Annotated in this window: 19 protein-coding genes; 4 read left to right on the forward strand and 15 right to left on the reverse strand. The window is 40.8% G+C overall.

Annotated features, from left to right (window positions below; genetic code table 11):
• Position 1 precedes the first annotated feature (1 nt).
• Complete coding sequence (locus tag M472_RS38825) at positions 2-592, reverse strand: pentapeptide repeat-containing protein (RefSeq protein ID WP_021071393.1); 591 nt, start codon at positions 590-592, stop codon at positions 2-4.
• A 189-nt stretch (positions 593-781) separates the two neighbouring features.
• Between M472_RS38825 and M472_RS38830 the strand changes: the two genes are divergently transcribed.
• Positions 782-6685, forward strand: coding sequence for an alpha-2-macroglobulin family protein (locus tag M472_RS38830; RefSeq protein WP_021071394.1), 5904 nt, complete (start codon positions 782-784; stop codon positions 6683-6685).
• 74 nt (positions 6686-6759) lie between these two features.
• On the opposite strand, the gene M472_RS38835 is transcribed toward M472_RS38830, so the two are convergent.
• From M472_RS38835 to gyrB, 6 genes are all read right to left on the reverse strand, one after another.
• Positions 6760-8988 carry a sodium-translocating pyrophosphatase gene (locus M472_RS38835; protein ID WP_021071395.1) on the reverse strand — a complete coding sequence of 743 codons (2229 nt, stop codon included), beginning with the start codon at positions 8986-8988 and terminating at the stop codon, positions 6760-6762.
• A gap of 98 nt (positions 8989-9086) precedes the next feature.
• Complete coding sequence (locus M472_RS38840) at positions 9087-10985, reverse strand: RecQ family ATP-dependent DNA helicase (protein ID WP_021071396.1); 1899 nt, start codon at positions 10983-10985, stop codon at positions 9087-9089.
• 3 nt (positions 10986-10988) lie between these two features.
• Entirely contained in the window at positions 10989-12962 is a 1974-nt protein-coding gene (locus M472_RS38845) for a ComEC/Rec2 family competence protein (RefSeq protein WP_158499926.1), read from the reverse strand.
• Between the two features lie 107 nt (positions 12963-13069).
• On the reverse strand, positions 13070-15118 hold the full coding sequence (locus tag M472_RS38850; RefSeq protein WP_021071398.1) for a helix-hairpin-helix domain-containing protein: 2049 nt from the start codon (positions 15116-15118) through the stop codon (positions 13070-13072).
• Positions 15108-15911 carry a hypothetical protein gene (locus tag M472_RS38855; RefSeq protein ID WP_021071399.1) on the reverse strand — a complete coding sequence of 268 codons (804 nt, stop codon included), beginning with the start codon at positions 15909-15911 and terminating at the stop codon, positions 15108-15110. Before M472_RS38855 ends, M472_RS38850 begins: the two co-directional genes overlap by 11 nt.
• A gap of 161 nt (positions 15912-16072) precedes the next feature.
• Positions 16073-18031: a DNA topoisomerase (ATP-hydrolyzing) subunit B gene (gyrB, locus tag M472_RS38860; protein WP_021071400.1), complete on the reverse strand. Its 1959-nt coding sequence runs from the start codon at positions 18029-18031 to the stop codon at positions 16073-16075.
• A 272-nt stretch (positions 18032-18303) separates the two neighbouring features.
• Here gyrB and M472_RS38865 point away from each other — a divergent pair, with 272 nt between their 5' ends.
• On the forward strand, positions 18304-18924 hold the full coding sequence (locus M472_RS38865) for an OmpH family outer membrane protein (protein WP_021071401.1): 621 nt from the start codon (positions 18304-18306) through the stop codon (positions 18922-18924).
• A 151-nt stretch (positions 18925-19075) separates the two neighbouring features.
• Positions 19076-19981, forward strand: a complete 906-nt coding sequence (locus M472_RS38870; protein WP_031301906.1) for a magnesium transporter CorA family protein — start codon at positions 19076-19078, stop codon at positions 19979-19981.
• 1 nt (position 19982) lies between these two features.
• On the opposite strand, the gene tsaB is transcribed toward M472_RS38870, so the two are convergent.
• The 5 genes from tsaB to mscL all read right to left on the reverse strand — a co-directional run bounded on the left by tsaB (position 19983) and on the right by mscL (position 22090).
• A complete protein-coding gene (tsaB, locus tag M472_RS38875) occupies positions 19983-20675 on the reverse strand; it encodes a tRNA (adenosine(37)-N6)-threonylcarbamoyltransferase complex dimerization subunit type 1 TsaB (RefSeq protein WP_021071403.1) in 693 nt (230 codons plus the stop codon).
• 30 nt (positions 20676-20705) lie between these two features.
• Positions 20706-20957 (reverse strand): membrane protein insertion efficiency factor YidD, encoded by a 252-nt coding sequence (gene yidD, locus M472_RS38880; RefSeq protein WP_021071404.1) that lies wholly within the window; start codon positions 20955-20957, stop codon positions 20706-20708.
• Complete coding sequence (locus M472_RS38885; protein WP_021071405.1) at positions 20941-21330, reverse strand: ribonuclease P protein component; 390 nt, start codon at positions 21328-21330, stop codon at positions 20941-20943. The genes yidD and M472_RS38885 overlap by 17 nt, the downstream gene beginning before the upstream one ends.
• Positions 21331-21387: 57 nt before the next feature.
• Positions 21388-21546, reverse strand: a complete 159-nt coding sequence (rpmH, locus tag M472_RS45020; RefSeq protein ID WP_081643199.1) for a 50S ribosomal protein L34 — start codon at positions 21544-21546, stop codon at positions 21388-21390.
• A 136-nt stretch (positions 21547-21682) separates the two neighbouring features.
• A complete protein-coding gene (gene mscL / locus M472_RS38890; RefSeq protein ID WP_021071406.1) occupies positions 21683-22090 on the reverse strand; it encodes a large-conductance mechanosensitive channel protein MscL in 408 nt (135 codons plus the stop codon).
• Between the two features lie 204 nt (positions 22091-22294).
• Between mscL and M472_RS38895 the strand changes: the two genes are divergently transcribed.
• Positions 22295-22936, forward strand: a complete 642-nt coding sequence (locus tag M472_RS38895) for a response regulator (RefSeq protein WP_021071407.1) — start codon at positions 22295-22297, stop codon at positions 22934-22936.
• Positions 22937-22997: 61 nt separating this feature from the next.
• Here the strand turns inward: M472_RS38895 and M472_RS38900 are convergent, their stop codons facing one another.
• From M472_RS38900 to ftsA, 3 genes are all read right to left on the reverse strand, one after another.
• Positions 22998-23174, reverse strand: a complete 177-nt coding sequence (locus M472_RS38900; RefSeq protein ID WP_021071408.1) for a hypothetical protein — start codon at positions 23172-23174, stop codon at positions 22998-23000.
• Positions 23175-23325: 151 nt separating this feature from the next.
• Positions 23326-25038: a cell division protein FtsZ gene (gene ftsZ / locus M472_RS38905; protein ID WP_021071409.1), complete on the reverse strand. Its 1713-nt coding sequence runs from the start codon at positions 25036-25038 to the stop codon at positions 23326-23328.
• Between the two features lie 130 nt (positions 25039-25168).
• Entirely contained in the window at positions 25169-26533 is a 1365-nt protein-coding gene (gene ftsA, locus M472_RS38910; protein ID WP_021071410.1) for a cell division protein FtsA, read from the reverse strand.
• Positions 26534-26535: the final 2 nt, after the last annotated feature.

Consider the following 26535-nt stretch of genomic DNA (forward strand, 5'->3'; position numbering starts at 1 on the left):
GTTAATTCAGGTCGTTTTCTATTGCTAGATCATACTTTAGCAGCAGGAGCTCCAACTGATAGACCGTAAACTTTGCCTTTTTCACCTTATTGAGGTCCAGGTCTAGAATCACATTTGTAGATGTTCTAAAATCGACTTTCTCGATGTTTGTTCCTACAAAAGTCGCCCCCAGTAGATCACAGTCCGCAAAAACGCTCGCTGACAAATCCGCTTCGCTAAAATCCACCTCGCGCAAGGAGCATTTCGAAAAACGCATCTTCTTTAGATTTGCACCATAAAATATAGAATAGTCAAGCTGGCATTTTTCAAAAGAAAAAGAGAACATAAACTTGTTGAGGGAGGAAAAATCCAGCCCCATAATCTTACAATCCTTAAAAACCACATTACGCAATCCTACCCCCTGCAGATTCGCCATAGAAAGATTGCATGCATCAAAGGTACAATCTTCGAAATCATTGGTTCTTAGGTCACTCTTAGAAAAATCACAGCCCACAAAATGACACCGGACAAACTCCCTATTACGAAGTCCCTTCTCTGCATAATCAACCTGTTGAAAGGTTCTGTCGGCATGTGTAACAATCTCTGAGTTCATATTCTATCTGATTTTCAGGACCTGATCAAGACCCGCAATTTCCTGCTTAAGGTAGGAATTATTTCGCTTGCTTTTCAAAAAGCCGTAACTTGAGTGCATAATTTTACACTTCGTTTATGGAACTACGTCTGTTGCCGCATCCATTGTACAAAACGTAGTCATTTTTTAGTAAATACAATCACATTATATATGAAGCGACTGATCAAAACGTACTTTCCGCTATTAATAATCTGCCTATTGCCTTTTATGGGAGTAGCGCAGACCACCTCTACTCCATCCCCTAAATGGAAAGAAATAGAACGACTTATCTCCATCAGGAATTATGAGCAAATCCTACCTCTCCTAGCAGACATTAAAGCTGAAGCCCGTCGCAGCGGTAATTCCGCGGAATGGATACGCGCCATTGTTGCCGAAGGCCAGACAAAGAAAGTCAACCGCACCAATGACAGCTTATTTGTCGAGGTCGAGAAACACTTCCAACAACATATCAAACAGGCATCTCCTATAGAAAGAGCAGTTCTGAATAACTTTTATGCGCTATTCCTTGCTTCGAATATAAACCTATATCTGAGCGACACAGACAATAAGTTTATCGCAAGTGACAACAAACAAAAAATAAAGCACATCGATTCCCTGTTCCACCTTTCCCTGGAACCAAAAGGAGCCTTGCTCCAAGCTCCTTTGGAAAAATGGGCAGACCTGTTTGTTTCCACCCAAAACGTATCTTTATCTCCTACCTTATATCATTTCTTAGCATACCAATACATCGATTTTATCGCGAGCTACGAACGGGGTAATGGCGATAAAGTAAATCAGCTAAAAGAAGAGATTATTGCAATCAATGAAAGCAAAGGTTACACGAATGCAACGTCTTATCTGCTTTCATTGAGACAGGATAACTCCTACCTTTCTGCTCTTGAAATGGCAACCAACTACCTGGACATCATTGCAAGAAACAAAAGCGATTATAATGCGTACCTGCTAGCTCAAGTTGCCGGAATCTATAATAGTCGTGGCGACAAAAAGGAAGCGTTAAAATACATCAACCAAGCGTTAAAAGAATATCCCAAATCGCCTTGGATCGATGAATCAAACAACCTTCTAAAAGTAATCAAACAGGTTAATATCCAACTGACGGCCAAATCATTCGCTCCTGCCAATCAATATACCCCCATTAGAATCAGCACTACAAATACCGATAGTCTATATATCCGGGTCTACAACACCAGCAATACGCTCAAATCATATCGGTCCTTCGATATTAAATATGATTCATTGACCCATCAGACGAGCTTAGACGCCAAACTTGTCTATGAGGAGTTGCTGGCATTGAAGTCCTTTGCAGATTATCAAAACCACAGTACGCTTTACAAATTAAATCCACTGCCATTTGGCAATTATACGATTCTGGTGTCCAACAATAAGGAATTCAAGGATGATGGGCTGTACCTCGAGGTCGTAGATCAGCAAATTATTATTTCTGATCTTTTTATTTCGGCCAGTCAAGATCAAGACGATGATAACAGCACCTTGTTTAGGGGATTACTGCTAGACAGGATCTCAGGCAAGCCTTATACCGATAAAAAAATACAACTGTATGAACTGAACCACAACAACAGGTTAGCTTTGGTCCAAGGACTACGCACGGATAAAAAGGGTGAATTTTCGTATACCTCCAACCAGAGAAGAGCATTTGATTCTTACTTACTTTATCTCCCACAGGAAAATCAACTGATTGACCTCAATAAGCTAAAAACAATAGGCCGGCATATTTACAATAAACCACAACCGGACGAAAGGAACCAAATCTCTATACAGACCCTGACAGATCGTGCCATCTACCGACCGGGGCAACGGGTTTACTTTAAAAGTATATTGTACAATAGTCATACACTATTGGGAAAAGTGATGGAAAAAGAAGAGTTGAAAATTTATCTTCACGATGCCAACCATCAAAAAATAGATTCTTTGACCGTGACCAGCAATGCTTACGGTTCGATAGATGGGAGCTTTATTTTACCGAACAAAACATTGGCAGGATCATTTAGGATCGTAGCTCTACACAAGGGTAGAGAGCAGGGTTCCCATTACTTTCAGGTCGAAGAGTACAAAAGACCGACTTTCAAAGTAACATTTGATACGAACAAAGAGACGTACACACTCCGAGACACAGCGGTATTTACAGGTGCTGTAGAAATGCTGTCTGGAGCAGCATTGCCGGACGCAACCGTGAAATACAATATCACATTTTACAGCAAAAAGCACCGTCAATATGTTACTTATGCTGACTCTACAACAACCACTGATGCTGAGGGGAAATTTTCCTTTAAAGTCGCTCTGATGGATTCTACGTTTAAAGGTTTGAATAACTTCTCCCTACAATACAATGCCGAGATAACCAGTCAAAGCGGTGAGATGCAAGCAACAGCAGGTCAGTACAGTTTCTCTACCCGTCCGTGGCAGATTCAAATTGAGACTGTTGGTCGAATGGAGGAGAAAAAATGGAAAAATCTAACCATTAAGACTTCCAATCAAAATCGCCAACCACTTTTATTTGCCGGCAAAGTCAATATATACCAGTTGAGTCAGCCAACGACAGTCATGACCAGAGAAAGTAGCCAGATCTTCAGCAACCTCGAATACCATTTACTGAGTCCTGAAGAGTACGAAAGGTATTTTCCAGTCCTATTTGATCGAAGCTTATTACACAAAGAAGCACAAAAGGAGCTACTCGCGTCCTACGAATTCGACACACGCGACACAGGTCTGGTCCAGATAGATTCTAATCTATTTGCCAAAGGGCGTTATATGATCGAAGCCATCAGCATACAAGATGGCGACACCATAAAAGCGACCAGTTACATGCAACTGTATGACGCTATCACTAAAAAAGTAAGCAATACCGAGTTCTTGACTGCCAATACCGACAAGGCAAACTATAGCATTGGAGATAAGGTCACCATCACCTATCAAACAGACGAAAAAAGTGCCAAATACCTGTATTTATTCAGTTCCCTCGGGACAGCAAAAAGACCAACCCAGTTACTGAATATAAAAAATGGACAGGTTACATACACCTTCACTCTAGAAAAAGAGCAGGTATCACCCAACATCTCCTTTACAGCCTTATTGGTTGCTAACAATAAATTGGCAATCACATCGACAGCTATACCGGTGGTCAGACAGGATAAACTCTTACAGATTACTGCTAAAACATTTAGAGACAAAATCACCCCTGGTCAAAAGGAAAAGTGGAGTTTCAGTATCGCGCAGAAAGATCTACCGGTATCCGAAGCAGAAGTATTGGCTACAATGTATGACAGCGCTTTGGATGCATTTGCAAGCAATAACTTCCCATCATCGTTACCTCAGTATACCCCTTATTTTGGTAACATCCAATATTACCATCTTCTTAACGGGTTCTATAAAGACGATTATTCCAAGTCAATATTCCATAAAAACAATAGGCTACCGACTTTAGGAAATGGATTATCTACCATTTATACTTACGGCCTATTCACGGGGGGACTCATAGATCATCAAGGAATTTTTGACTCTTTCAACACGTTGGATGAAGTTGTCGTTTCTACCGCACCGCGGCAGAAAATGGCACTAACAGGATCAGTAGCAGGAATCAGCGCAGTAGAAAACCTGAGTATCCGAGGAGCATCCAGTACAGGACCATCAACTCCGCTATACGTTGTTGATGGAGAAATCATGGATGGCTTTGTCCTTGACAACGTTCCCGCGGACCAAATCGAAAAACTAGAAGTACTCAAAGATGCTGCTGCGACCGCGCTATATGGTTCCAAAGGTGCACATGGAGTAATTGTTATTACCACTAAAGAAGGTAAAAAGAAACAAGATCAGTTGGATCAAGCACAGACACGTACCAACTTACAGGAGACAGCCTTCTTCTTTCCTACCCTGTACACCGATGCCGAGGGCAATATCGACTTCGAGTTCGATACTCCAGAAGCACTATCGAAATGGAAATTGCTTCTTTTTGCACACCGCAAAGACCTTGCATCCGGCAATGCAACGTTCATCACCCGAACCCAAAAGCAGTTGATGGTACGTCCTAATCTACCTCGATACTTAAGGGAAGGTGATGAAATCATGTTGAAAGCACAGGTACAAAACATAAGCAAACAAGGATTGAAGGGCAATGCAAGGATTGAAATATTTAACCCAGAAGACAATACAAACATTACCAATCTGTTTTTGAATGGAGATAGCACCCTAGCTTTTGAAGTTTCTGCCACAAACAATAGTATTGTCGAATGGAAACTTAAAGTACCGGCACATATACCGACAGTACAGATTAAAATCGTCGCTGCTACCGATTCTTTTTCTGATGGTGAAATAGTAGAGTTACCGATCCTCTCCAATAAGGTATTGATTTCGGATACAGAAAAAATAATTTTGAAGTCCAGAGAATCCAAGGACTACAGCTTACAGAGTAGCGGAAAAGACAATCTACATGTTAAGGTACAGGTACAAAGCAACCCTATTCTGGAAATTATCGCAACACTAGACTATCTGAAAAACTATCCTTACGAGTCCACAGAACAAAGTGGCAGTAAATGGTTTGGTCTGAAAATGGTACAATATGTGGAGAAGAACTATCCAGAAATTGCCGCTTACTTCAAAACACTGGACCAAGATCAAAACAAAAGCGAACTCGAAGAAAACAGCAGTCTGAGTGAACTGAAACAAGAGGAAATGCCATGGTTACGAGCCATTAAAAGTGAAAAAGAAAAATTAGCTGCTATCGCAACCCTTTTCAATAGCGATATCCGCGGAGACATCAAAGCGGTCGAAAAGAAGATACTCCAGAACCAAATTGATGGAGGAGGATTCAGTTGGCTTCAAGGAGGAAAAGCAGATAATCATATCTCTATACGCATGCTCGAAATCGTGGGCAAAGTGCTCCATCTCGACCAAAGTCTAGTGGATTCAGACATGCGAAATGCAATGGAAGGTCTCACTCAATACTTAGACCAAGACAGTAGTATCTTTAGCCCCAAGGCATCTGTAGAACTCGCTCTGAATTACCTCTATGCTCGCCATTATTGGACGAGTTACTTCAAGCCTCAGGGCAACAGCATTCAACAGCTCACCAATAAGCTGGTAAAAGCGCCTGAGGTGACCGCCAAAGGACCAGCAGGTTTAGCGGCCAAAGCATGGGTAGTCAACCAATTATATGGTAATGCGAAACAGTCCAATGAATTAAAGAACAGAATTAGTCAAGAGGTCGTCCGTGATAAAGACGGCGGTATGTACTGGCCGAGCAATGACCGTGCTTACAACGCCGTCAGTATGCAGTCTTACCTTGTTGAAGCTTATAAGCTAAATGATCCTTCTCAGCTTCAGGCCATAACCCAATGGTTATACTACAAAAAACAAGTAAACCATTGGAACAATACCTGGATGACCGTAGATGCCATATATGCACTTCTACTCGCTAATAACCCGGACGACTTTAGCTTGGATAATAAGGTAAGTATACTCGTAGACCGCCAACAGGCCGATACTAAAGATATTGTATTAGGTCAGGTAGCCCTAGATTTTGACCGGTCTACATTAGAAAAAGACAAACAGCTAACTATTCAAAATAACAACAATAGAACGATATACGGAGGCATCTATCATCAGTATTTTGTGCCGCTTTCCGAAGTGAAGCGTAATACCAATGCCCTCTCCATTCAAAAGCAATACTTAGTAGAGCGCAACGGAACCTGGGTAGAAACGACAGAGGCTAAACTAGGCGAGCGTATCAAGGTCAAGATCATTGTTATAAATGATGCCCCACTGCAGTATGTACATCTGAAAGATAGTCGTGCAGCAGGCGTGGAACCTGTCTATCAACCTTCGGGATACCGTTGGTGGCAGGGGTATTATCTCAACATGAAAGATGCTTCGACCAACTATTTCTTTGACCATCTAGGAAAAGGAAAAAGAGAGCTCGAATACGAAATCAAAGCAAATAATATCGGAATATTTAACTCCGGAATAAGCAGTGTCGAGTGTATGTATGATCCGACAGTCAATGCACGATCAGCAAATAAACAACTCGTCATTGTACATTAACACACCTTATAATAGACTAAAAAAGGGGCGCCAACTGTTTGTTGAGCGCCCCTTTTTTTAGCAGACTCGTGCTACTACGTATTTTTTGTATATAACAAGACAATCTTTTCCTTAGGAACTTCCTTACCCTTCTTCGCTGATGTCAGGCTATGTTCTCCGAGAATCGGAGCTATTACCAAGCCTACTAAACAAGTAAGTTTGATCAGGATATTCATAGAAGGCCCAGATGTATCTTTAAAAGGATCTCCTACTGTATCTCCCGTAACCGCAGCTTTGTGCGCTTCCGACCCCTTGTACGTCATCTCTCCATTTATTTCTACCCCTGCCTCAAACGACTTCTTCGCGTTATCCCATGCACCTCCGGCATTATTCTGAAATATAGCCCACAGTACTCCCGACACAGCAACTCCTGCCATATATGCCCCCAAAGCCTCAGGTCCCATAATAAAGCCAACTAGAATCGGAGTGATTATCGTTAAAGCTCCGGGGAGCATCATTTCGCGTAGCGCTGCTTTGGTCGATATTTCCACACACTTATCATACTCGGGTTTGCCTGTGCCTTCCAATATTCCTGGTATTTCACGAAACTGCCGGCGTACCTCATTGACCATATCCATAGCCGCCTTGCCAACAGATTGCATCGCTAAGGCCGAAAACACTACAGGTACCATACCACCGATAAAAAGAGCGGCGAGTACATCTGCTTTAAAAATATTGATACCATCTATCCCTGTAAACGTGACATAAGCCGCAAATAAAGCAAGAGCAGTCAAGGCAGCAGAAGCGATGGCAAACCCCTTTCCTACTGCAGCAGTTGTATTACCAACCGAATCCAATACATCCGTACGCTGCCGAACCTCTTTTGGCAATTCACTCATCTCAGCAATTCCTCCTGCATTATCAGCAATAGGACCGAAAGCATCTATGGCCAACTGCATAGCTGTGGTCGCCATCATAGCCGATGCCGCAATAGCGACTCCGTAGAATCCAGCCAAAGCATAAGATCCCCAAATCGCAAAAGCAAATAATAAGACTGATGAAAAGGTCGATATCATTCCGGTAGCCAATCCAGCTATAATATTAGTTCCGGCTCCCGTTGAGGAATTCCGTACAATATTAAGGACAGGTTTTTTCCCCAATCCAGTATAGTACTCCGTAAAAGCAGAAATTAATCCACCAACGGCCAATCCCACTAGCGTTGCATAGAAAATATTCATCCGTGGTATATCTTTCAATCCTTCGCCAAAGAACTTCATTTTTATAACCTCAGGCAACATGTATTGAATCAGAAAAAAACAAGCTACGACCGTCAAAATGATAGATACCCAGTTGCCCATATTTAGCGCCTTCTGCACTTGGGCTTCTTTAGCATCATTGCTCGATACTTTGACAAAGAAGGTGCCGATGATTGAAGCCAATATACCGACTCCAGCAATTACAATTGGCAGTAAGATTGGTCCCATACCTTGAAATGCATCTGTATATACCGTACCGGATGCTTCACTCATATCTTTGATAACATAATTACCCAATACCATAGAAGCCAACACCGTCGCCACATAAGAGCCAAAGAGATCGGCTCCCATTCCCGCTACATCGCCCACATTATCGCCCACATTGTCAGCGATAGTTGCAGGGTTTCTAGGATCATCTTCAGGAATTCCCGCCTCTACCTTACCTACTAAGTCTGCGCCAACATCCGCGGCCTTCGTATAGATACCGCCCCCTACACGTGCAAATAAAGCAATCGATTCTGCTCCTAGAGAGAATCCTGCCAATGCTTCCAACACCACCGTCATTTCACTATAGAAGCTGTTCTCACCTGAGATAAACATTTTTACGAATAGCAGAAAAAAGATATTCAGTCCCAGAACGGCCAATCCGGCCACTCCCAATCCCATGACCGTACCACCTGAAAAGGAAACTTTCAATGCCTGAGGCAAACTGGTACGAGCGGCCTGTGTTGTACGTACATTGGCACTAGTAGCGATACGCATACCGATATTTCCGGCCAATGCAGAAAAGAAAGCGCCGAATACAAACGCAATGACAATAATCCAATGCGTAGTCTCTACCAAGGTCGAAACAAAAAATAATGCGATGGAAGCAATAACGACGAAAACTAATAGAATACGATACTCTGCTTTCAGGAAGGCCATTGCCCCTTCTTGAATACTCCTTGAAATGGCTTGCATCCGGCTTTCACCCGAATCTTGTTTTTTTACCCAACTTGATTTGGATAACATAAATAATAGACCGAGCACAGCAAGGGCAGCGGGCAGGTAAATGATAAGGTTCTCCATAAACTGTTTATTTGGTTACAGTTAAAGCTATCACTTTTTTTTGACAACAGAAAACCTTTAACACTTTCTTTTTGAGACCTTTCGCTCCAGAACAACACTTAATGTGCGATCCAATAATAAAGCGAATCGCGCAGCTCAACCTTTTCCAAATCCACTAATCTACGCAATACTTGAATTCGCTTATTCTCATCCGACACCGGGATAGCGTCAATGAGTTCATGGAGTGCTAATGCTTTTTCAAGCAACAGCACCCTGACTTCTTGCTCGATCTTCAGCTCCTGTTCTTCTTTAAAATTCCGGCTCAAACAGAGATCACATACACCGCACACCGCAGATTCAAGCTCGCCAAAATAAGAAAGCAAAGCCTGGCTTCTGCACATTCCCTCATCTAGATAGGCATACACTGCTTTGACCTGACGCTCCTTTATCTGCCGACGTTCTCTCAAAAAATCAGTATCGATATACAAGTTTTTGTAATCAACACGACTTTGCAAAAACTGAAGTTGGGGTTTGTCCGTACTTTTTAAATAGGATGCGATCTGTTGTTTTTCCAGGCCCTGCAACAGTTCTACGATCACTTCATAGGGCAGTTTCAGCTTTTTCGCAAACTCGTACTCGTTGATGGGCACATAAAAATCAAAGACACCTCCATAGGTACGCAACACCGCTTTGATTATAGGATCATATTTAGCCGACTGTACCTGGAATTTATACAGTTCCTGAAAATCTATTTCAAATTTTAGTCGGGAAGGTATATAGACTGCCTCTGATAATGCGAGCCATCCATCACGCTCCAAGAACTTTAACGCACTGAGGGTCTGCAGCAGATCTAGTGTATATTTCTTACTAAACTCGACAATATCAAAATCAAAAAACAAACCTTGACCAGATCCATAAGCGATCTGATAATAATTTGCCAGATAGTGATATACCTGTTGGATAAAACTAACTTCAGGAAAGCTGCTCTCCAAATTTGTCCACAGACGGTCTCGGTCCGCCTGTTGGTACAAAAGAACAGGGAATGCCTTCTTTTCATCACGCCCTGCACGTCCTGCCTCTTGGTAATAAGCTTCCAACGAATCGGGAATATCCAAATGAATGACAAAACGCACATCGGACTTATCGATTCCCATACCAAATGCATTAGTTGCTACGATAACCCGCATCTTATTCGAACTCCAAGCATCCTGTTTTGCCGAACGCTCCTTCATTCCCAACCCCGCGTGGTAATAATCAGCGGGGACACCATGATTCAGCAGGAACCGAGCCACTTCCTGTGTTTCTCTTCGATTACGAACATATACAACACCTGTGCCACCTACCTTTTTGACAATGCGCAACATCCGGTTCATCTTATTTTCCTCTTCCAATGCCATGTATCCTAGATTGACGCGCGCAAAGCTACGGCTCAAAACATGGGGACTCACAAACCCCAACTGCTCTTGGATATCGACAACAACATTGGGCGTTGCTGTTGCTGTCACTGCTAAAAAAGGAACTTTAGGATGTAATTCTCGAAGTTGAGCTATCTGTAGATAAGAAGGTCTAAAATCATACCCCCATTGCGATATACAGTGTGCCTCATCGATAGCCCAAAGATTGACCTTCATGTAACGAAGCCGCTCCCTGACCAGATCGGAATACAATCGCTCAGGAGCCAGGTAAAGAAACTTGATTTTACCGAATATGCAATTATCCAATGCTATATCAATTTCTCGGTACCCCATACCAGAATAAATAGCTATAGCTTCAATCCCTCTACCGCGCAGTTGCTCTACCTGATCTTTCATCAATGCAATCAAAGGACTAATCACTACACAAATTCCCTCTTGCATCAGCGCCGGTATTTGGAAACAAATCGACTTGCCTCCCCCCGTAGGCATCAAAGCCAGCGTATCCCTTCCGTTTAAGACGGATGAAATGATCTCTTCCTGTAAAGGACGAAAACCATCGTATCCCCAATACTGCTTTAATATAGAAAGACTATTTTGTACCATTTCTTATTCTCCATCCCAAACATAAGCAAAATTATTTTTGAGTATATACATCGGGACATCAAGACTATCCGTATCCGAATAAATAGATGCAATCGTTCTATCTGCATTACTCCCATCGAACAAAAAAAGTGGGGCTCTACCAAGTTTTTCTACAACACTTTCAATAATATTTTTATTATTTTTACGCCAGATGACCATATCCACGTCAGATAAGGTATCAAGTAGTCCTGTCTCCAGAATCAGTATTCTTTTATCTCCTAACGACAAGATGTGATTTTGCCTTTCCTCTGCTACCAATTTCTTATATTGAATATGTTCCAGCGGAACAAACCGACATAAGTCCGGCAGTATAGAAAAACGACTACCACTATGACTCAATGAATCAAAAGTAGTATACAACACGGCCTTCCCTTTTTTTATTTGTGCAATGGCCAAATGCGAACGAACATTATAAATGCGATACCCGCTGTACGTTGACCTTTGAACATAATGAAGACTGCCAAAAACCGAAAACATCAACAGACAGGCCATCGCCATAAAAAGAGCCTTTTTATACCTATAATTCCACGCACATACCATTGCTATCAATATTAAGAACGCCAGAACAACTTGAATTTGACTCCATATAATCCCATCCAGCACCGCATAAGGCAGTCTTTCCAAATACGCTAGCCCATATACAGAAAATTGCAGCAATGCTTCTAAGACGACTCCTACATAAGTATTGATTATTTCCAAAGGACACAATGCCAGCAATGTTCCCAAATACATAATTCCGGTACTCGGCAAGGCTATAAACAAATTGGCTGGAATAAAATAAGTAGGGAATTGTCCAAAATAGTATAGAATAACAGGTAATGTAAACAATTGAGCTGCTATAGAGATATACGTATACTCGACAATCCAACTCCACCATCTGATGGTGGGCAGATAGAGCTTTTTCAATAAGGGCTGCAAGAGAAGAATTCCCAATACGGCAAGATAAGACAGCTGAAAGCCAATATCAAATAAGCTCTTGGGAAATAACAACAAGATAAAAAGTGCAGACGCAAACAGGGTATTCAACGTTACTTGCTGTCGGCTGACAGTAAATGAAACAATAAAGAACGTAATCATAATTCCTGCACGAAGTATGGGGGGACTCATTCCAGTGAGAACAACATAAAACCAGACTGCACTGACGATAAGCACACTGCGCAGGGGGCGCCCATATGGAAAATATCCCATCCATTTCAGTAACAAGGTCAAAATTCCAAACACCATCGCTACGTGCAAACCAGAAACACTCAGTATGTGAACCGTCCCTGTATTGGTAAATGCTTTAACCATTTGCTCATCCATCTCCGAACGATAACCAAAAATCAATGCGACCGCCAGCTGTAATGCTCTATCGTCTTCAATATACAGTGAAAATTTTTCCATCATTTGCTCCCGGAATGAAAGCGCATTCGCCAAAATAACATTCCCTTTGCCTACATCGATTTTGATGACTTCGTCAGAAGCTAAAAAGCATTGATGCCAAATATCTTTTGTTGCCAGGTAATTTCGATAATTAAATTCGTTGGGATTAGACGGCTTTTTTACTTCCTTTACATTATTTGTTACATGCAGCATATCACCATACTGGATTTTTGGCATTGCTACAGAATCTATGCCTATGGTCATCATCAGTTTACCGACTGTACGTGTCTTGCCTGTATCGCTTACTACTGCTTTCACCACTACTGGAAACCGCAGCATTTTACCGCGCAATTGAGGTTCATCGTCCACCACGACCAAAAGACTCTTGCCCACAAAATTCGAGAAATGTGACGGCTGATAAGACGGCATTGTCCGTAAGGTCAACCACATCCCCAGTAAGCACCAAGTGCTGTAAAAGGCAAAGACAAACAATAACCTTCCCCAAGTTTGCTTTCGTTTAAAAAATCCCAGGCACTGTAATACAAAAAAAGAAAATACAACTAAATACCAATGCATAAAAGAATCCATTCTATGGTAATATCCTATATAAACACCTAGCACAAAAGCCAAAAAGGGTTTAAGCATAGGAATCTTTGGAAACTCTAAACCGAGGAGATTATTTTTCACCATTGCCATCTGACCTGTATTTTCACATCCGACTTTACCTTACCTGAAATCAATTCCAGGCCTGCACCAATATCATTTCGATCAAAATAATATGTCATCGCATACCTAGCCCAGAGATCTAGATTCTTAACAATTTTATAACGTACATTCAGATAACTCCGCATCCCTTTATCATAATACATTGGAAAACCGGAGGCATACAGCACATCATTTTCATAGGCGTAGATCCTTGTATCGTACCCCTCCGTATCAAAGTAAGCAGCACGTATATTGAACTGGAGCCGAGGCTTTCTCATTTGCCAAAAAGCATCCTGGTAAAATAAGAAACCATTCGTTCCATCGACTCCTTCCTTCTCAAAAAGCATCACTTCCACGCGTGAGCGAATCCGCCAACTATCACTTAGTTTATATTGAAAATCAACACGAAATTGGTCACGATTGACATCTGCCAACACATTTGTATGTCGTGTGTCTAATGCAAGATTCTCTTGTCGGAGGCGATGTCGGTAGCGGAATGTTAATTTTCCGATTTTGTACCAGGTATAAGTAAATTGACTCAGAAAATCTGTACCTGCACTTGGAGCATCGATACGATATCTCAACCACGGGAAATGAAAAACATCAAAGTAATTTACCCATTCAATCTTTCTACTCGGATGGTATACCATTCCAGCATATATGCCTTTCTCATTGGCGATCTGACTGCCTTCGCTTAGTGACTGCCCATAGAAACTATGGTAGTCACGTTGATAATTTCTATAATCAACAAAAAGAGAAAGCTTGGAATGCAAACTAGCAATCAATCCATTGTTGGTAGCCCAACCACCTCCAAAACTGTATGCTGTTTCTCCAAAAAAATAATAATTTCTAAAGGAATAATTATAATGTCCACCAACCACATGCAAACTATTACCCTGGAAATCAAATAGCTGCCGCATATCGCTCCCTTTTATACGCACGCCATCATAGGTCATCCCCATGTAAGTAATCCCGAGCTTCAAACGCTGATATTGATAGGCCAAATTACTTCCATAAACGACTTGTCCTATTGCTTTTCGATAAGACTGCTCGGTAGCAGTCCGATGCAATCCCGATTGGCTTATCGTAGAAATAATGCGACTGCCATCCTCTGTTTCCACCTTTCCGGACAGCTTATTATAAGCCACAAACGGAATCCATCTCATCGCTCCCTTTTCTATAGCAGCCGAAACACCCCGCTGGAAGTTGCTTTCGTTCATCGAAGAATACGGAACGAGTCCCTGTCCCTGTCGAGCGACGCTGCCGATCCAGGCCCCTTTACCGAAGCTCAAGCCATTCCACGAAACAAGTCCCTGCCCAAACTGTAGGGCGTAATCTCCAATCACAAGTTTCTTGACATACTTACTTAAATTCCGCGCCTCGAGATGCCCTGAATAAAAATCAAAACCATAACGCTGCTTTTCTCTAAAAAATGGCTCCCCTGCATCCTTTTCCATATTCAATGCAACGCGTATTTGATTATCGTAGTTCCATCGATAGCGAAGTGCATATTGATTAGCATCTCCGAGATATCTGCTCTTACTCTCTTCCTGTATTCGATAGCCAGTAGCAAGCTGTAGCTGACGTCCATAACGCATCATTAGCATATGTTCGTCTTTTTCCATCATTTTTTTTAAACTCAATCCTCTGAAAGAAGTTGGGGGAGCAATATAAACAAATGGAAGTAGGCGCTGGATAGTTTCAGCATCAAACCCTTTGATCGCTTGAAGTTCGAGCACGCTGACAAAATCCCCTGACCTAGAACGATGAAAGATCAAATTATCTACCTGCTGTGGAGAAAGAAAAAAAAGTACACTTAATTCAGATTCACTAGCGGTATTCAGGTTGAGCGGCTTTCTCAAATAATAATGCAACTTTTCTGATATTTCACTAATATCGACCTCTTCTCCTAATTCTTCTTGAATCTGCTCCAACAGGAGCTCATCGACACGTTCTTCTTCTTGCCCAAAAGAAAGCGCGGGATATACACCTATCCCCAATATGATTGCCAATATTCTAAAAACCATAAACCAAGGATACTTGAGGAGAAGCTCCTAATTGTGTATGAAAGGATGAAGATATATCACATAAAAATTTTCCAAGTGTCATGCCAACTCCCGTAAAATATTGCATGGGCACTAGGGTGACCCCTCCTCTTAGGACGACCAGTTTATCTATGGAGTAGGCAATCCCAAACCGAGGATCTATCTCACCCAATGCAGTATAATAAGCATCCGCTGTAAACAAGACCTCTTTAGATATATGATATAACAATCCCATACCGATCTCTCTAGCGATAGACTGGTCTATAGTGTCGTCAAAACGGGAAAAAGAAATATTACGCAGCAACAGCCCTATCGCCATTGCTTTAGTAAAAGTAAAATGAGCTCCTAAATCCATCGAAACAGCATTATCTCCACCGTAGCCTTCGACATGATATTGGTGATAATTGGTCGATACCGAAGTGGAAAAATAATCACCAAATGCACGAACATAGACAGCCCTTACCGTAAGTAAAGAAGAGGTACCTTTCAAACCATAGTTATTGATAGTTAATCCTAGGGTATTGTATTTACGCAGAGGTAGCGATGCTACGAGAGCATGCGCCTGTATATCCTGTGTTAAAAAATGAGGTTGGTAACCTATACCAACCTGTGGCCTTTCCAGCTTTGCCACCACAGCAGGATTGGCAGTTAAGCCGTACACAGAAGGTAAAGCCAATCCCGTATTTCCCATACCTTGTAGAGAAGCACCATAGAAACGTTGAGAATGCGCAGTAATGCATAGAAGCAATAAGAGTAGTATTACACCTCCCTTCATAAGATTAGCAATTAATTGGTTTTCACCAATTTACATAAAATAAAATCAATTTAAAAATCTTATTTTGCAATCTAGCAAGACTCTTGTCAAAAAAGTCACAAAAAAAGCCAGATGGTTTAGTACCATCTGGCTTAACATATCCTTGCTGAATAGAGTTTCTGCTACGTATCTATCTTGGCATACTTTGCATTTCTCTCGATAAATTCTCTTCGAGGAGCAACCTCATCTCCCATCAACATAGAGAACACACGATCAGATTCTGCGGCATTCTCTATTGTTACCTGGCGCAACGTACGTTTTTCAGGGTTCATTGTAGTTTCCCACAACTGTTCCGCGTTCATCTCTCCAAGTCCTTTATAACGCTGTACATGTACAGAATCTTCTTTACCAGTACCTTTCAAGCGCTGTATCGCTGCCAATCGTTGATCTTCGGTCCATGCATATTCAGACTCTTTCCCTTTCTTCACCAAATACAACGGCGGAGTAGCGATATAGATATAACCTTTCTCGATCAATTGGCGCATATATCGGAAATAGAACGTCAAAATTAAAGTAGCAATGTGGCTACCATCGACATCCGCATCCGTCATAATGATAATTTTATGATAGCGCAGCTTTGCCGTATTCAATGCCTTTGGATCTTCTTCGGTACCCACAGATACGCCCAAAGCGGTGAACATATTCTTGATCTCTTCACTCTCGTAAATCTTATGCTCCATAGCCTTCTCTACGTTTAGGATCTTACCCCTCAGTGGCATGATAGCTTGATAATTACGATCACGTCCTTGCTTAGCCGTTCCACCCGCAGAATCTCCCTCGACAAAGAAAATCTCACATAAAGCAGGGTCATTACTTGAACAGTCAGCCAGTTTTCCTGGAAGCCCAGACCCACTCATCACCGTCTTACGCTGCACGAGTTCACGTGCTTTACGTGCAGCAGCTCTCGCTTGGGCAGCTATAATTACTTTCTGAACGATAACTTTAGCTTCTCTTGGATTCTCTTCCAAATATACCCCTAAGATCTCCCCTACCGCAACATCTACCGCACCCATGACCTCCGTATTACCCAATTTAGTCTTAGTCTGACCTTCAAATTGTGGCTCTGCAACTTTTACAGAAATAACGGCTGTCAATCCCTCTCTAAAGTCATCTCCAGTCACCTCAACTTTCGAATTCTTTAACAAGCCCGACTCATCTGCATATTTTTTCAGCACTCTTGTCAATCCCCTCCGAAATCCTGCAACGTGCGTACCACCCTCTATCGTATTGATATTGTTGACATACGAGTGTACGTTTTCCGAATAGGTATCATTGTATTGAAATGCTAACTCTACAGGAATTCCTTGTTTAACACCTTCTAGATAGATCGGATCAGGAATTAATGGGGAACGTGTACCATCCAAAAACTTGACAAACTCCTGAAGACCTCCCTCCGATAAAAATACATTTTTCTTCTCTGTACCATCTTCATTCGTTTCACGCTCGTCGACCAAAGTAAGCGTAATACCTTTATTCAAGAAGGCAAGCTCACGTAGGCGATTTGCCAACGTATCATAGTTATAAACAATGGTCTGTGTAAAAATTTCTGGATCCGGTCTGAATGTCACGATAGTACCTGTAATATCTGAAGTACCTACTTCTTTGACATCGTACATCGGTTTACCTTTTTCATACTCTTGGTTGAATACTTTTCCTTCACGATGTACTTCTGCTTTCAGGTATATAGACAAAGCATTCACACAGGATACCCCCACACCGTGTAGTCCCCCGGATACTTTGTACGTGTCCTTATCAAACTTACCACCGGCGTGCAACACCGTCATGACGAGCTCCAATGCGGATTTATTTTCCTTTTTATTTATACCCGTCGGAATACCCCTACCATTATCTCTTACAGAAATTGAGTTGTCCTTATGGATAGTTACATGGATATCATTACAGTAACCTGCAACAGCCTCATCAATAGAGTTATCAACAACCTCGTAAACTAAATGGTGTAAACCCTTGGGGCCTGTGTCCCCAATATACATGGATGGACGTTTACGTACCGCTTCCAACCCCTCTAATACCTGGATATTATCAGCTGAATACGTTGTAGGATTCTTTTTTTCTTCGCTCATGTAATATATTAATAACAGAAAAAATCAACTCTCAAAGTTAATAAAAATTAGGCACTTAAGCAAGTGGTTCTAGGGGTAAAATAACCGCAAATACACTTTTTTTACGGACAAAAAAGCGAAAAAGATGGATTTGTAATTTTTTTATAGTAGGTTTGTTTTTCCAACGAGAAAAGGACATAAAGACATCGGCCCATAAGCCTCTCATGATTGAAATAAAGCCCTATAGAACGTTGTAAACAGAAGCATACAAAAAGATCAAAATAGACAAAAGAATGAATAGAATTTTAGCAAACTTATCAAAAGTTACTTTAGGATTAATATTAGTAGCATCGGTTGCATCATGTAATCAAAATGCATCCAATGCGCCAGCTTCTAAAAATGATAGCACAGCAGCTGCCTCTCCTGTCAAAATTCAAGAGAAAATTGTCTATGTAAACTCAGATACACTTTCTGAGAAATATGTATACTTCAAGGACATCAAATCCAAACTTGAGGCTAAAGTAAAGAAAGCTCAATCAGACCTACAGTCTAAAGGACAGGCGTTCCAAAGAGAAGTTGCAGAATACCAACAAAAAGCAGCTACAATGAGTGCTTCCGACCGCCAGGCTACCGAAGAAAAATTAGCACGCAAGCAAGATGAACTAGGAAGATTAGACCAAAATGCTTCTCAATCCCTAGCACAAGACGAAGCAACAGAATTCAATGCAGTCTATAACGCAATTACTGAATATTTGAAAAAACACGCTGAAGAAAAAGGATATCAGTTCGTGTTGACTTATTCTAAAACAAATCCTGCTGTAATCTATGCAGATTCAAAATTAGATATCACAAAAGAGGTAGTTGAAGCGTTGAACAAAGAGTACAGCGCAAAGAAACCTGCTGAAAAGAAATAGGGAAAAAAAACACCATAAAGAGGGATTCAAATCAAGTTTGAATCCCTCTTTTGTTTTATACGTGCCTCCACTTGTAGTCGGCGGAAACTCATTCATTCTTGATAATATAAACCAATATGATTACTTTAATACAAAATTAAAGCAATCACCTATGGTAACATATATCCTCCAGAATCCAGAAAGCAGTTTTGAATGGATTGACATATCCAATCCAAAAATAGAAGATTTCACGGAGCTGAAGGAAAAATACAAACTTAATGATGCCTCTATAAAAGATTGTTTAGAAACAGGCCACCTGCCAAAAATTGAGGAATTCGAGAACTACCACTTCCTGATACTACGATCTATTCCGAATAAATTTGACGAAGAATCAGACTCTCTTGTAGAAGTCACCGATCGCATATCCTTGTTTTACAATGAAAATGTCGTAATCACCGTACATCGAAATCAAATCGACTTTCTCGAGCGTCTTAAAACAATCGAACGTACCCACAAGCGACTACAATCCAGCAAAACACTAGTCAATGCATTAGTCTCGGATACCCTCAAAACATTTGAAGATCTAGTCTTAGGAAAAATGGCTATGCAACTTGATGAATACGAAGAGATTGTTTTCCTGCACCACCGAAGAAAACCCTTCTTAAAAAAATTATACTATATCAAAAGACAGATTGATGTCACCCGAAGCGTGCTCACACTTTACAAAGATATTGTGGATTACTTCCATATGCCAGAGTACAAAAACATCTATACACAGGATTTGAGGGATTTATTTTCAAGAACCAGCACACTCTATCGCAATATCTCTGAAAACACCTCTCAATTATTGAACATCTACTTCAATATCGAGTCCAACCATACCAACGAAATCATGCGGACGCTGACCATTATATCCGTATTCTTTATGCCTTTGACGTTTATCGTCGGTGTCTATGGAATGAATTTCGAAAATATGCCTGAACTGGAATGGGAATACGGTTACGCAGGTATATTGATCATCATGGCCCTACTCTCCGTACTGATCTATTACTGGTTTAAACGAAAAAGATGGCTATAACTTAAATAAGCTTCTTAGACACCGTCGCCACAAACTCCTTAAGATAGAAGGGTTCAAAATAAATCAATTCTTCAACCTCCTTATTTTGAAATTTCTGGAATGCAATCGTGCTTAAGTAAGCGGACGAGTGTTGGTATTCTGTATCTATTTTCACTTGCGCGCTACCTTCAAACAGTTCTTGGAACTTATTTGCTCCAGAACCGAAGAGTACAACATTTTTTGGAGCAAAAACATCAAACGTATCTGCGTCTACAATAACCGCTTCTGTCTTATGCAAGCAATTCTTTTGATCATCAAATACCGACATATATACTTCCATCCGCCTTGCATCCAACATAGGGATATAAACAAGATTATCTTTAGTTTCATTCTTCGCAATATAACCTTCGTACATGCTTTCTAAGGTATTCACACCAAGCAGAGGTATATCCAATGCATAACACAATCCTTTTGCTGTAGACACGCCAATTCGAAGCCCTGTATAAGAACCAGGCCCCATACTGACAGCTACTGCGGAAAGGTCTGCATAATCCAACGACACACTTTTCAACAATCTATCGATACAAACGGTAAGGCCTGAGGCATGCATATTCCGCTCCTCTGCCGTGAGCTCGGCAAAAAGCTTTCCGTTGTTACTGAGCGAGACCGAGCAAACTTCAGTCGCTGTGTCAATTTGCAATATATAGCTACACATAGAATGATACTTTCTGAAAACAGGTTAAATTTAGGGCACAGGATCATGCCCGTGTCCTCCCCAAGGATTACAACTGGCGATACGTTTGATTGCTAACCAACCACCCTTAAAAGGTCCGTATTTAAGGATAGCCTCCTTACCGTATTGCGAACAAGTTGGGGTATATCTACAGTTTGCTCCTAGCAATGGAGAGATAAAAAGCTGATAAAATCGTATAATCAACAAAAAGATTCCTTGCAGAATCTTCACTGCAAACAAACCGATACTATTGATTATTTTCATTGATCAACTGTGCTAGTGCTTTTTCCATTTTTGTCCACACCGTAGCAAAGGGTACTTCTTCCTTTCCCACATACTGTATCGCGAGCAACAGACCCGAAGATTTAGACTCCATGCAAGGATAAAGTGCGATAGACTTTTGCTGTCGGTAGGCTTCCCGGATCAAACGCTTAATACGATTACGATGAGGTGCGGCCTTAAATCTGCGTTTTGAGACAGATATAACTACACTCACAGGAGATTGCACTTTCTCAAGCGCTACCTCCGTATATACCATCCGAAAAGGGTATACAACAAAAGAAGAACCACTATGAAAAAGCTTATTCAATAAGCTCTTATTACATAGTCGTTCTTCTTTTTTAAATGTTTTTTTCATACGATGACAGAAAATGCCGGAACGGCACAGTTAAAGTCACCGGCGCTAAAAAAAGTATTAGCCTTTGTGGCGATACTCGTCAGAAACACTAAGACGTTTTCTTCCTTTAGCTCTACGAGACGCTAATACTCTTCTACCATTAGCTGTGCTCATACGCTCTCTAAAACCGTGTTTGTTTCTTCTTTTTCTTTGCGAAGGCTGAAATGTTCTTTTCATGACGCTTTATTATATTTTTTTAATATTCTTACCTGTAATTATCCTTAATAGGAATGCAAAAGTAGTGTATTATTTCTAAACTAACAAGGACTAAAATCAAAAAGTTTAGCGCAGCACAACTCTTTATCAGGTTAGTCTATTTATTTTTTAATATATCTCTGATCTCAGAAAGCAGTGTCTCCTCCTTAGATGGTGCTGGTGGCGCAGCAGGAGCAGCCTCCTCTTTCTTATTAAAAGAATTAATTCCCTTGATCACTAAAAAAATACAGAATGCAATAATCAAAAACTGGATAATCACATTCGCAAAGTTACCATATTTGATAGCAACTTCTTCTATCCCAGCTGCAGCATCAGCCTCTGTAATTACATATTTTAAATTACTGAAATCCACCCCTCCTGTGATAAAACCTATCGGAGGCATAATAACATCGTCCACCAAAGAGCTAACGATTTTACCAAATGCACCACCGATTACCACACCGACAGCTAGATCTAATACGCTACCGCGCATTGCAAATTCTTTAAATTCTTTTAAAAACCCCATAATTTTCTATTTTTTTGTTTTTCAATATACATACAATTATAATGATAATAATCAAAAATACGACAATTCATGCAAGTTTTTTATTATTAATTAATGTCGACATGCTAAATATATAAATGATTATTTCGTATGTTTGTAAGCAGCAATCACCTATTCAAGCTCACACTAAATAGTTGTTAAATATATAAACGTTCATCCCCCTTTATGAAAAAGATACTCATTGCAGATGACCACAGCATAGTCAGACTAGGGGCTGCCGTAGTGATTAACGAGAAATTTAAAGATGTTTCTATAACTAATGCAGTCACGATTAAAGAGGTCTATGATCATCTTAAATTTGAAAAATTCGACTTACTGCTTCTAGACATCAATATGCCAGGAGGCAATAACATCAAAGTAATCGGCGAAATTCTAAATTTCCAGCACGACCTAAAAATTCTAGTATTCTCATCTTACGATGAAAATATCTACGCGTTACGCTATATAGAAGCCGGAGCCGCAGGTTACCTCAACAAAAACACAGCAATGGAAGAACTGGCTAACGCCATACAAAGTATCCAGGATCGCGGAAAGTACATGTCCAATGAAGTAAAAGATCTTTATGTACAAAAGCTTACGAGCACCAAATCTTCCATGGATCGTGTAAATCCGCTAAATAAACTATCCAACAGAGAAATGGATGTTGCAAAACATCTCATTGAAGGACATGGTATCCTCGAGGTATCTAACCTGCTCAACTTAAGCTCATCAACTGTGAGCACTTACAAAAGTAGGATTTTTGATAAATTAGCAGTAAGCAATATCCCAGACCTAATAGAATTGTTTAAACTGCATGCAAAAGATTAATTTTTAATAGTGCTAGGAAAGAATATCGAGCGATATCTTTTCTAGCACCATGAAAAATTTCCTATTTCTTATTTTTCAAATCTTGTATCCCTAAACGCAACTCTTGCGAAAGCCCTTTTAGATCCTGAAGCCCTTTTCGCAATCGCGTCCCCGCGGCCCCGTTTCCTTTAGCATAAAACTTCTCTGCCTCCACTTCCAATCCTTGCACTAAAGCCTTTAATTCCTCAAATTTGTTCATACTTGCCATAATTTACTGATTTATATAGTTATAGATTTTAGTTTGACATCTAAAATAGCATCTTTTCTTTAAAAAACAAAACCTACATAAAAAGGTCAGCTATCAAGATAACCGACCTTTTTATTATACAGCAGTAAGAAACTTCTATTGCTTAATCTACATTATCATGTAAAAATGAATTATTCGAACGGATCTCCGTAACACCTTCATCAAAAGACAACGTAAAACGAGAAACCTGTGAGTCCGCAGAATGAGGCACATCATCTAATGTCTTTTGCTTTCTTTTATAAGCAGGCTCGTTCTCCAATTCCGCCAATCCATTGGAAGACTTGAGTTTCATACTTAATTCCTTAAGTCTTAAAATCCGCTCTTTGGTCTTCAACAGTTGATCTTCAAAATTAACCTCATCTTCCACCTTAACCGTTGCGCTTGTCACAGATGGCGTAGCGGGTGTGCTAGCAAAGGGACTCACGATATCATTCACTTGATTTTCGACCTCCTGATCTACCTTCTCTTCATAAGCGTCAAATACCGTAGGTAACTTAAATTCGAAAACTGAAGGCGAGGTCTTTAACTCAAAACCGTTACTTTCTTCTTTCTCTTCCACAAAGTCATCTTGCATATCCAATGTATGACGAACTATTTGAGGTTCGGCCTGTACCGAAGAATTAGAAAAACCAGCAGGTTTACTAGGTACAGAAAACAAATCAGCCTGCGAAGTGCTCACAGGAGTCTCCATAGCATTAGTAGGGACAACAGGCTTTACATAGCTATCCATCCTAGCGTCCACAGTCCGCTCTGCAAACTGATTCTGCGCAACAGGCTTAACGAAAGAAGCCGGAGCCTCTGGTGTAAGCGGCAAGGCCACTTTTTCTTTTTCTTTCTCCTTAATCCGCTCTTCTGATGTCTGGAAACCTGTAGCAATAATAGTCACAGACAAACCATCTTCCAACGCCTCATCCACACAGTTACCCCAAATCAAATCGGCAGTCAATCCAGCCTTCTCTTGAATAAAATCAGTGATAATTGCGACCTCATCCATAGTCACCTCTGTCTTACCCGATGTAATATTCAATAAAATATAACGAGCACCCTCGATTTCATTATCCTTAAGTAACGGCGATGCTAACGCACCTGTTACCGCTTTCAGTGCTCTATCATCTCCCGATGCAACATGATTCCCCATGATTGCCACACCGCTATCGTTCATAACTGTGCGCACATCTTTAAAATCCACGTTGACATAACCAGGGATAGTTATAATCTCAGCAATACCTTTTGCAGCAGTAGTCAATATATCATCCGCCTTTGCAAAAGCAGCAGTCATAGTCAAGTTACCGAAGATTTCACGAAGACGATCATTCGAAATAACCAAATAAGAATCGACATACTTACGAAGTTCGCTCAAGCCTTCTTCCGCCTGAGAGCGACGTTTTTTGCCTTCGAATGTAAATGGAGTCGTAATGATAGCAACCGTCAGAATTCCCATCTCTTTCGCAGCCTTCGCCAACACAGGGCTAGCTCCAGTTCCGGTTCCTCCACCCATTCCAGCAGTGATAAACAACATTTTTGTGTTAGCTCCTAACATCCGCTTGATATCGTCGATACTTTCGATAGCAGAGTTTTCACCAACATCAGGATCTGCACCAGCCCCCATACCTTCTGTAAGACTAGCTCCCAATTGTACTTTGTTAGGAATTGGGCTCAACTCCAGCGCTTGCGCATCTGTGTTGCACACAATAAAATCTACACCACTAATCCCTTGCTTGTACATGTGATTGACAGCATTGCCACCGCCACCACCAACACCTATAACCTTGATTATAGATGATTGTTCCTTTAACATTTCAAATTGTATCGACATAATATCCTATTTTTATGAACTGCCAAGCAATCAAAACGAAACTCAACAATTCGAATGTAATAATACCAAATTATTAACAACAGTTTTCCACAATTGTTAAAATGTGGAAAAAACCATGCTGTGTTGAAAATTATTTCTTCCCGATAAATGTATCGTCATCAATCTCTTGATTATCGCGAATGAACTCTGAAATAATTTTCGTAAACCAACTTTCTTTTTTACTTTGCTTTTCCGCAATCTCTTTTACCTGAACTTTTTCAGGCTTTTTACTCACAATTTCCTGATGAGCTGCTTCCTCATCTTCCAAGATCTGAATACCTTTGATCAAAAGACCTATACTTGTAGCGTACATTGGGCTCTTCATTTCCTCAAATGTCTGCTTGTTCAACATATCCGTCTTCGCTAGGTACTCATTTGGATAACCGATGCGGCAATCTATTCCAGTGATATACTCGACCAATTGCACCAAATGCTTCAACTGTGCACCTCCACCTGTAATAACAATACCTGCGATCAGCTTATCCTCGTATCCAGAAGATTTAATTTCGTAGTATACGTGTTCAATGATTTCTTCCATACGTGCCTGAATGATATAAGCCAAGTTTTTGACCGATATTTCTTTCGAGTCACGTCCACGGATTCCCGGAACACAGATTACCTCATTCTCTTTATTCTCATCTGCCAATGATGATCCGTATCTCACTTTCAACTGCTCCGCCTGGTTTCTAAGTACAGCACAACCTTGACGAATATCTTCAGTTACAATATTACCTCCTAATGGAATTACAGCAGTATGACGGATGATTCCTTCGTGGAAAATAGCCACGTCGGTAGTACCTCCACCAATATCAACAAGAACAACACCAGCCATTTTTTCTTCATCATCCAATACAGCTTCGGAAGATGCTAAAGGCTCCAACACCAGGGACGAAACTTCAAGATCAGCATTATCAACACACTTCTTGATGTTTTTAATATCCGTAACCCGTCCAGAGATGATATGGAAATTTGCTTCCATACGACGCCCTGCCATTCCGATAGGTTCTTTGATACCAGGTTCATTATCTATTGTGAACTCCTGAGGCAAGACATGGATAATCTCTTCTCCTGGAGGAAGAACCAATTTATACATATCCGAAATCAATCGTTCTACATCGATTCTACCTATTTCATCATCATCGCTTTTGGTTAAAATACCGCGATGTTGGATACTCTTGATGTGCTGACCTGCAATCCCGATATTCACGACCTTAATATCCACATTGGACTGTCCTTCAGCCGAGGAAACTGCTTCCCTGATACTGAATACGGTCTTTTGAATATTAGCGACCACGCCACGGTTTACTCCTGCAGATTCGGCTTTACCAACGCCCAACAACTCAATTTTATTCGAACCACTGCGTCTCCCTACAGTAACACAAATCTTTGTTGTACCGATATCCAATCCTACGATGATTGGATTCTCTCTTTCAATGTCTGTAATTCTTGGTTTCATAT

This window comes from Sphingobacterium paucimobilis HER1398 (assembly GCF_000416985.1).
Lineage (GTDB): Bacteria > Bacteroidota > Bacteroidia > Sphingobacteriales > Sphingobacteriaceae > Sphingobacterium > Sphingobacterium paucimobilis.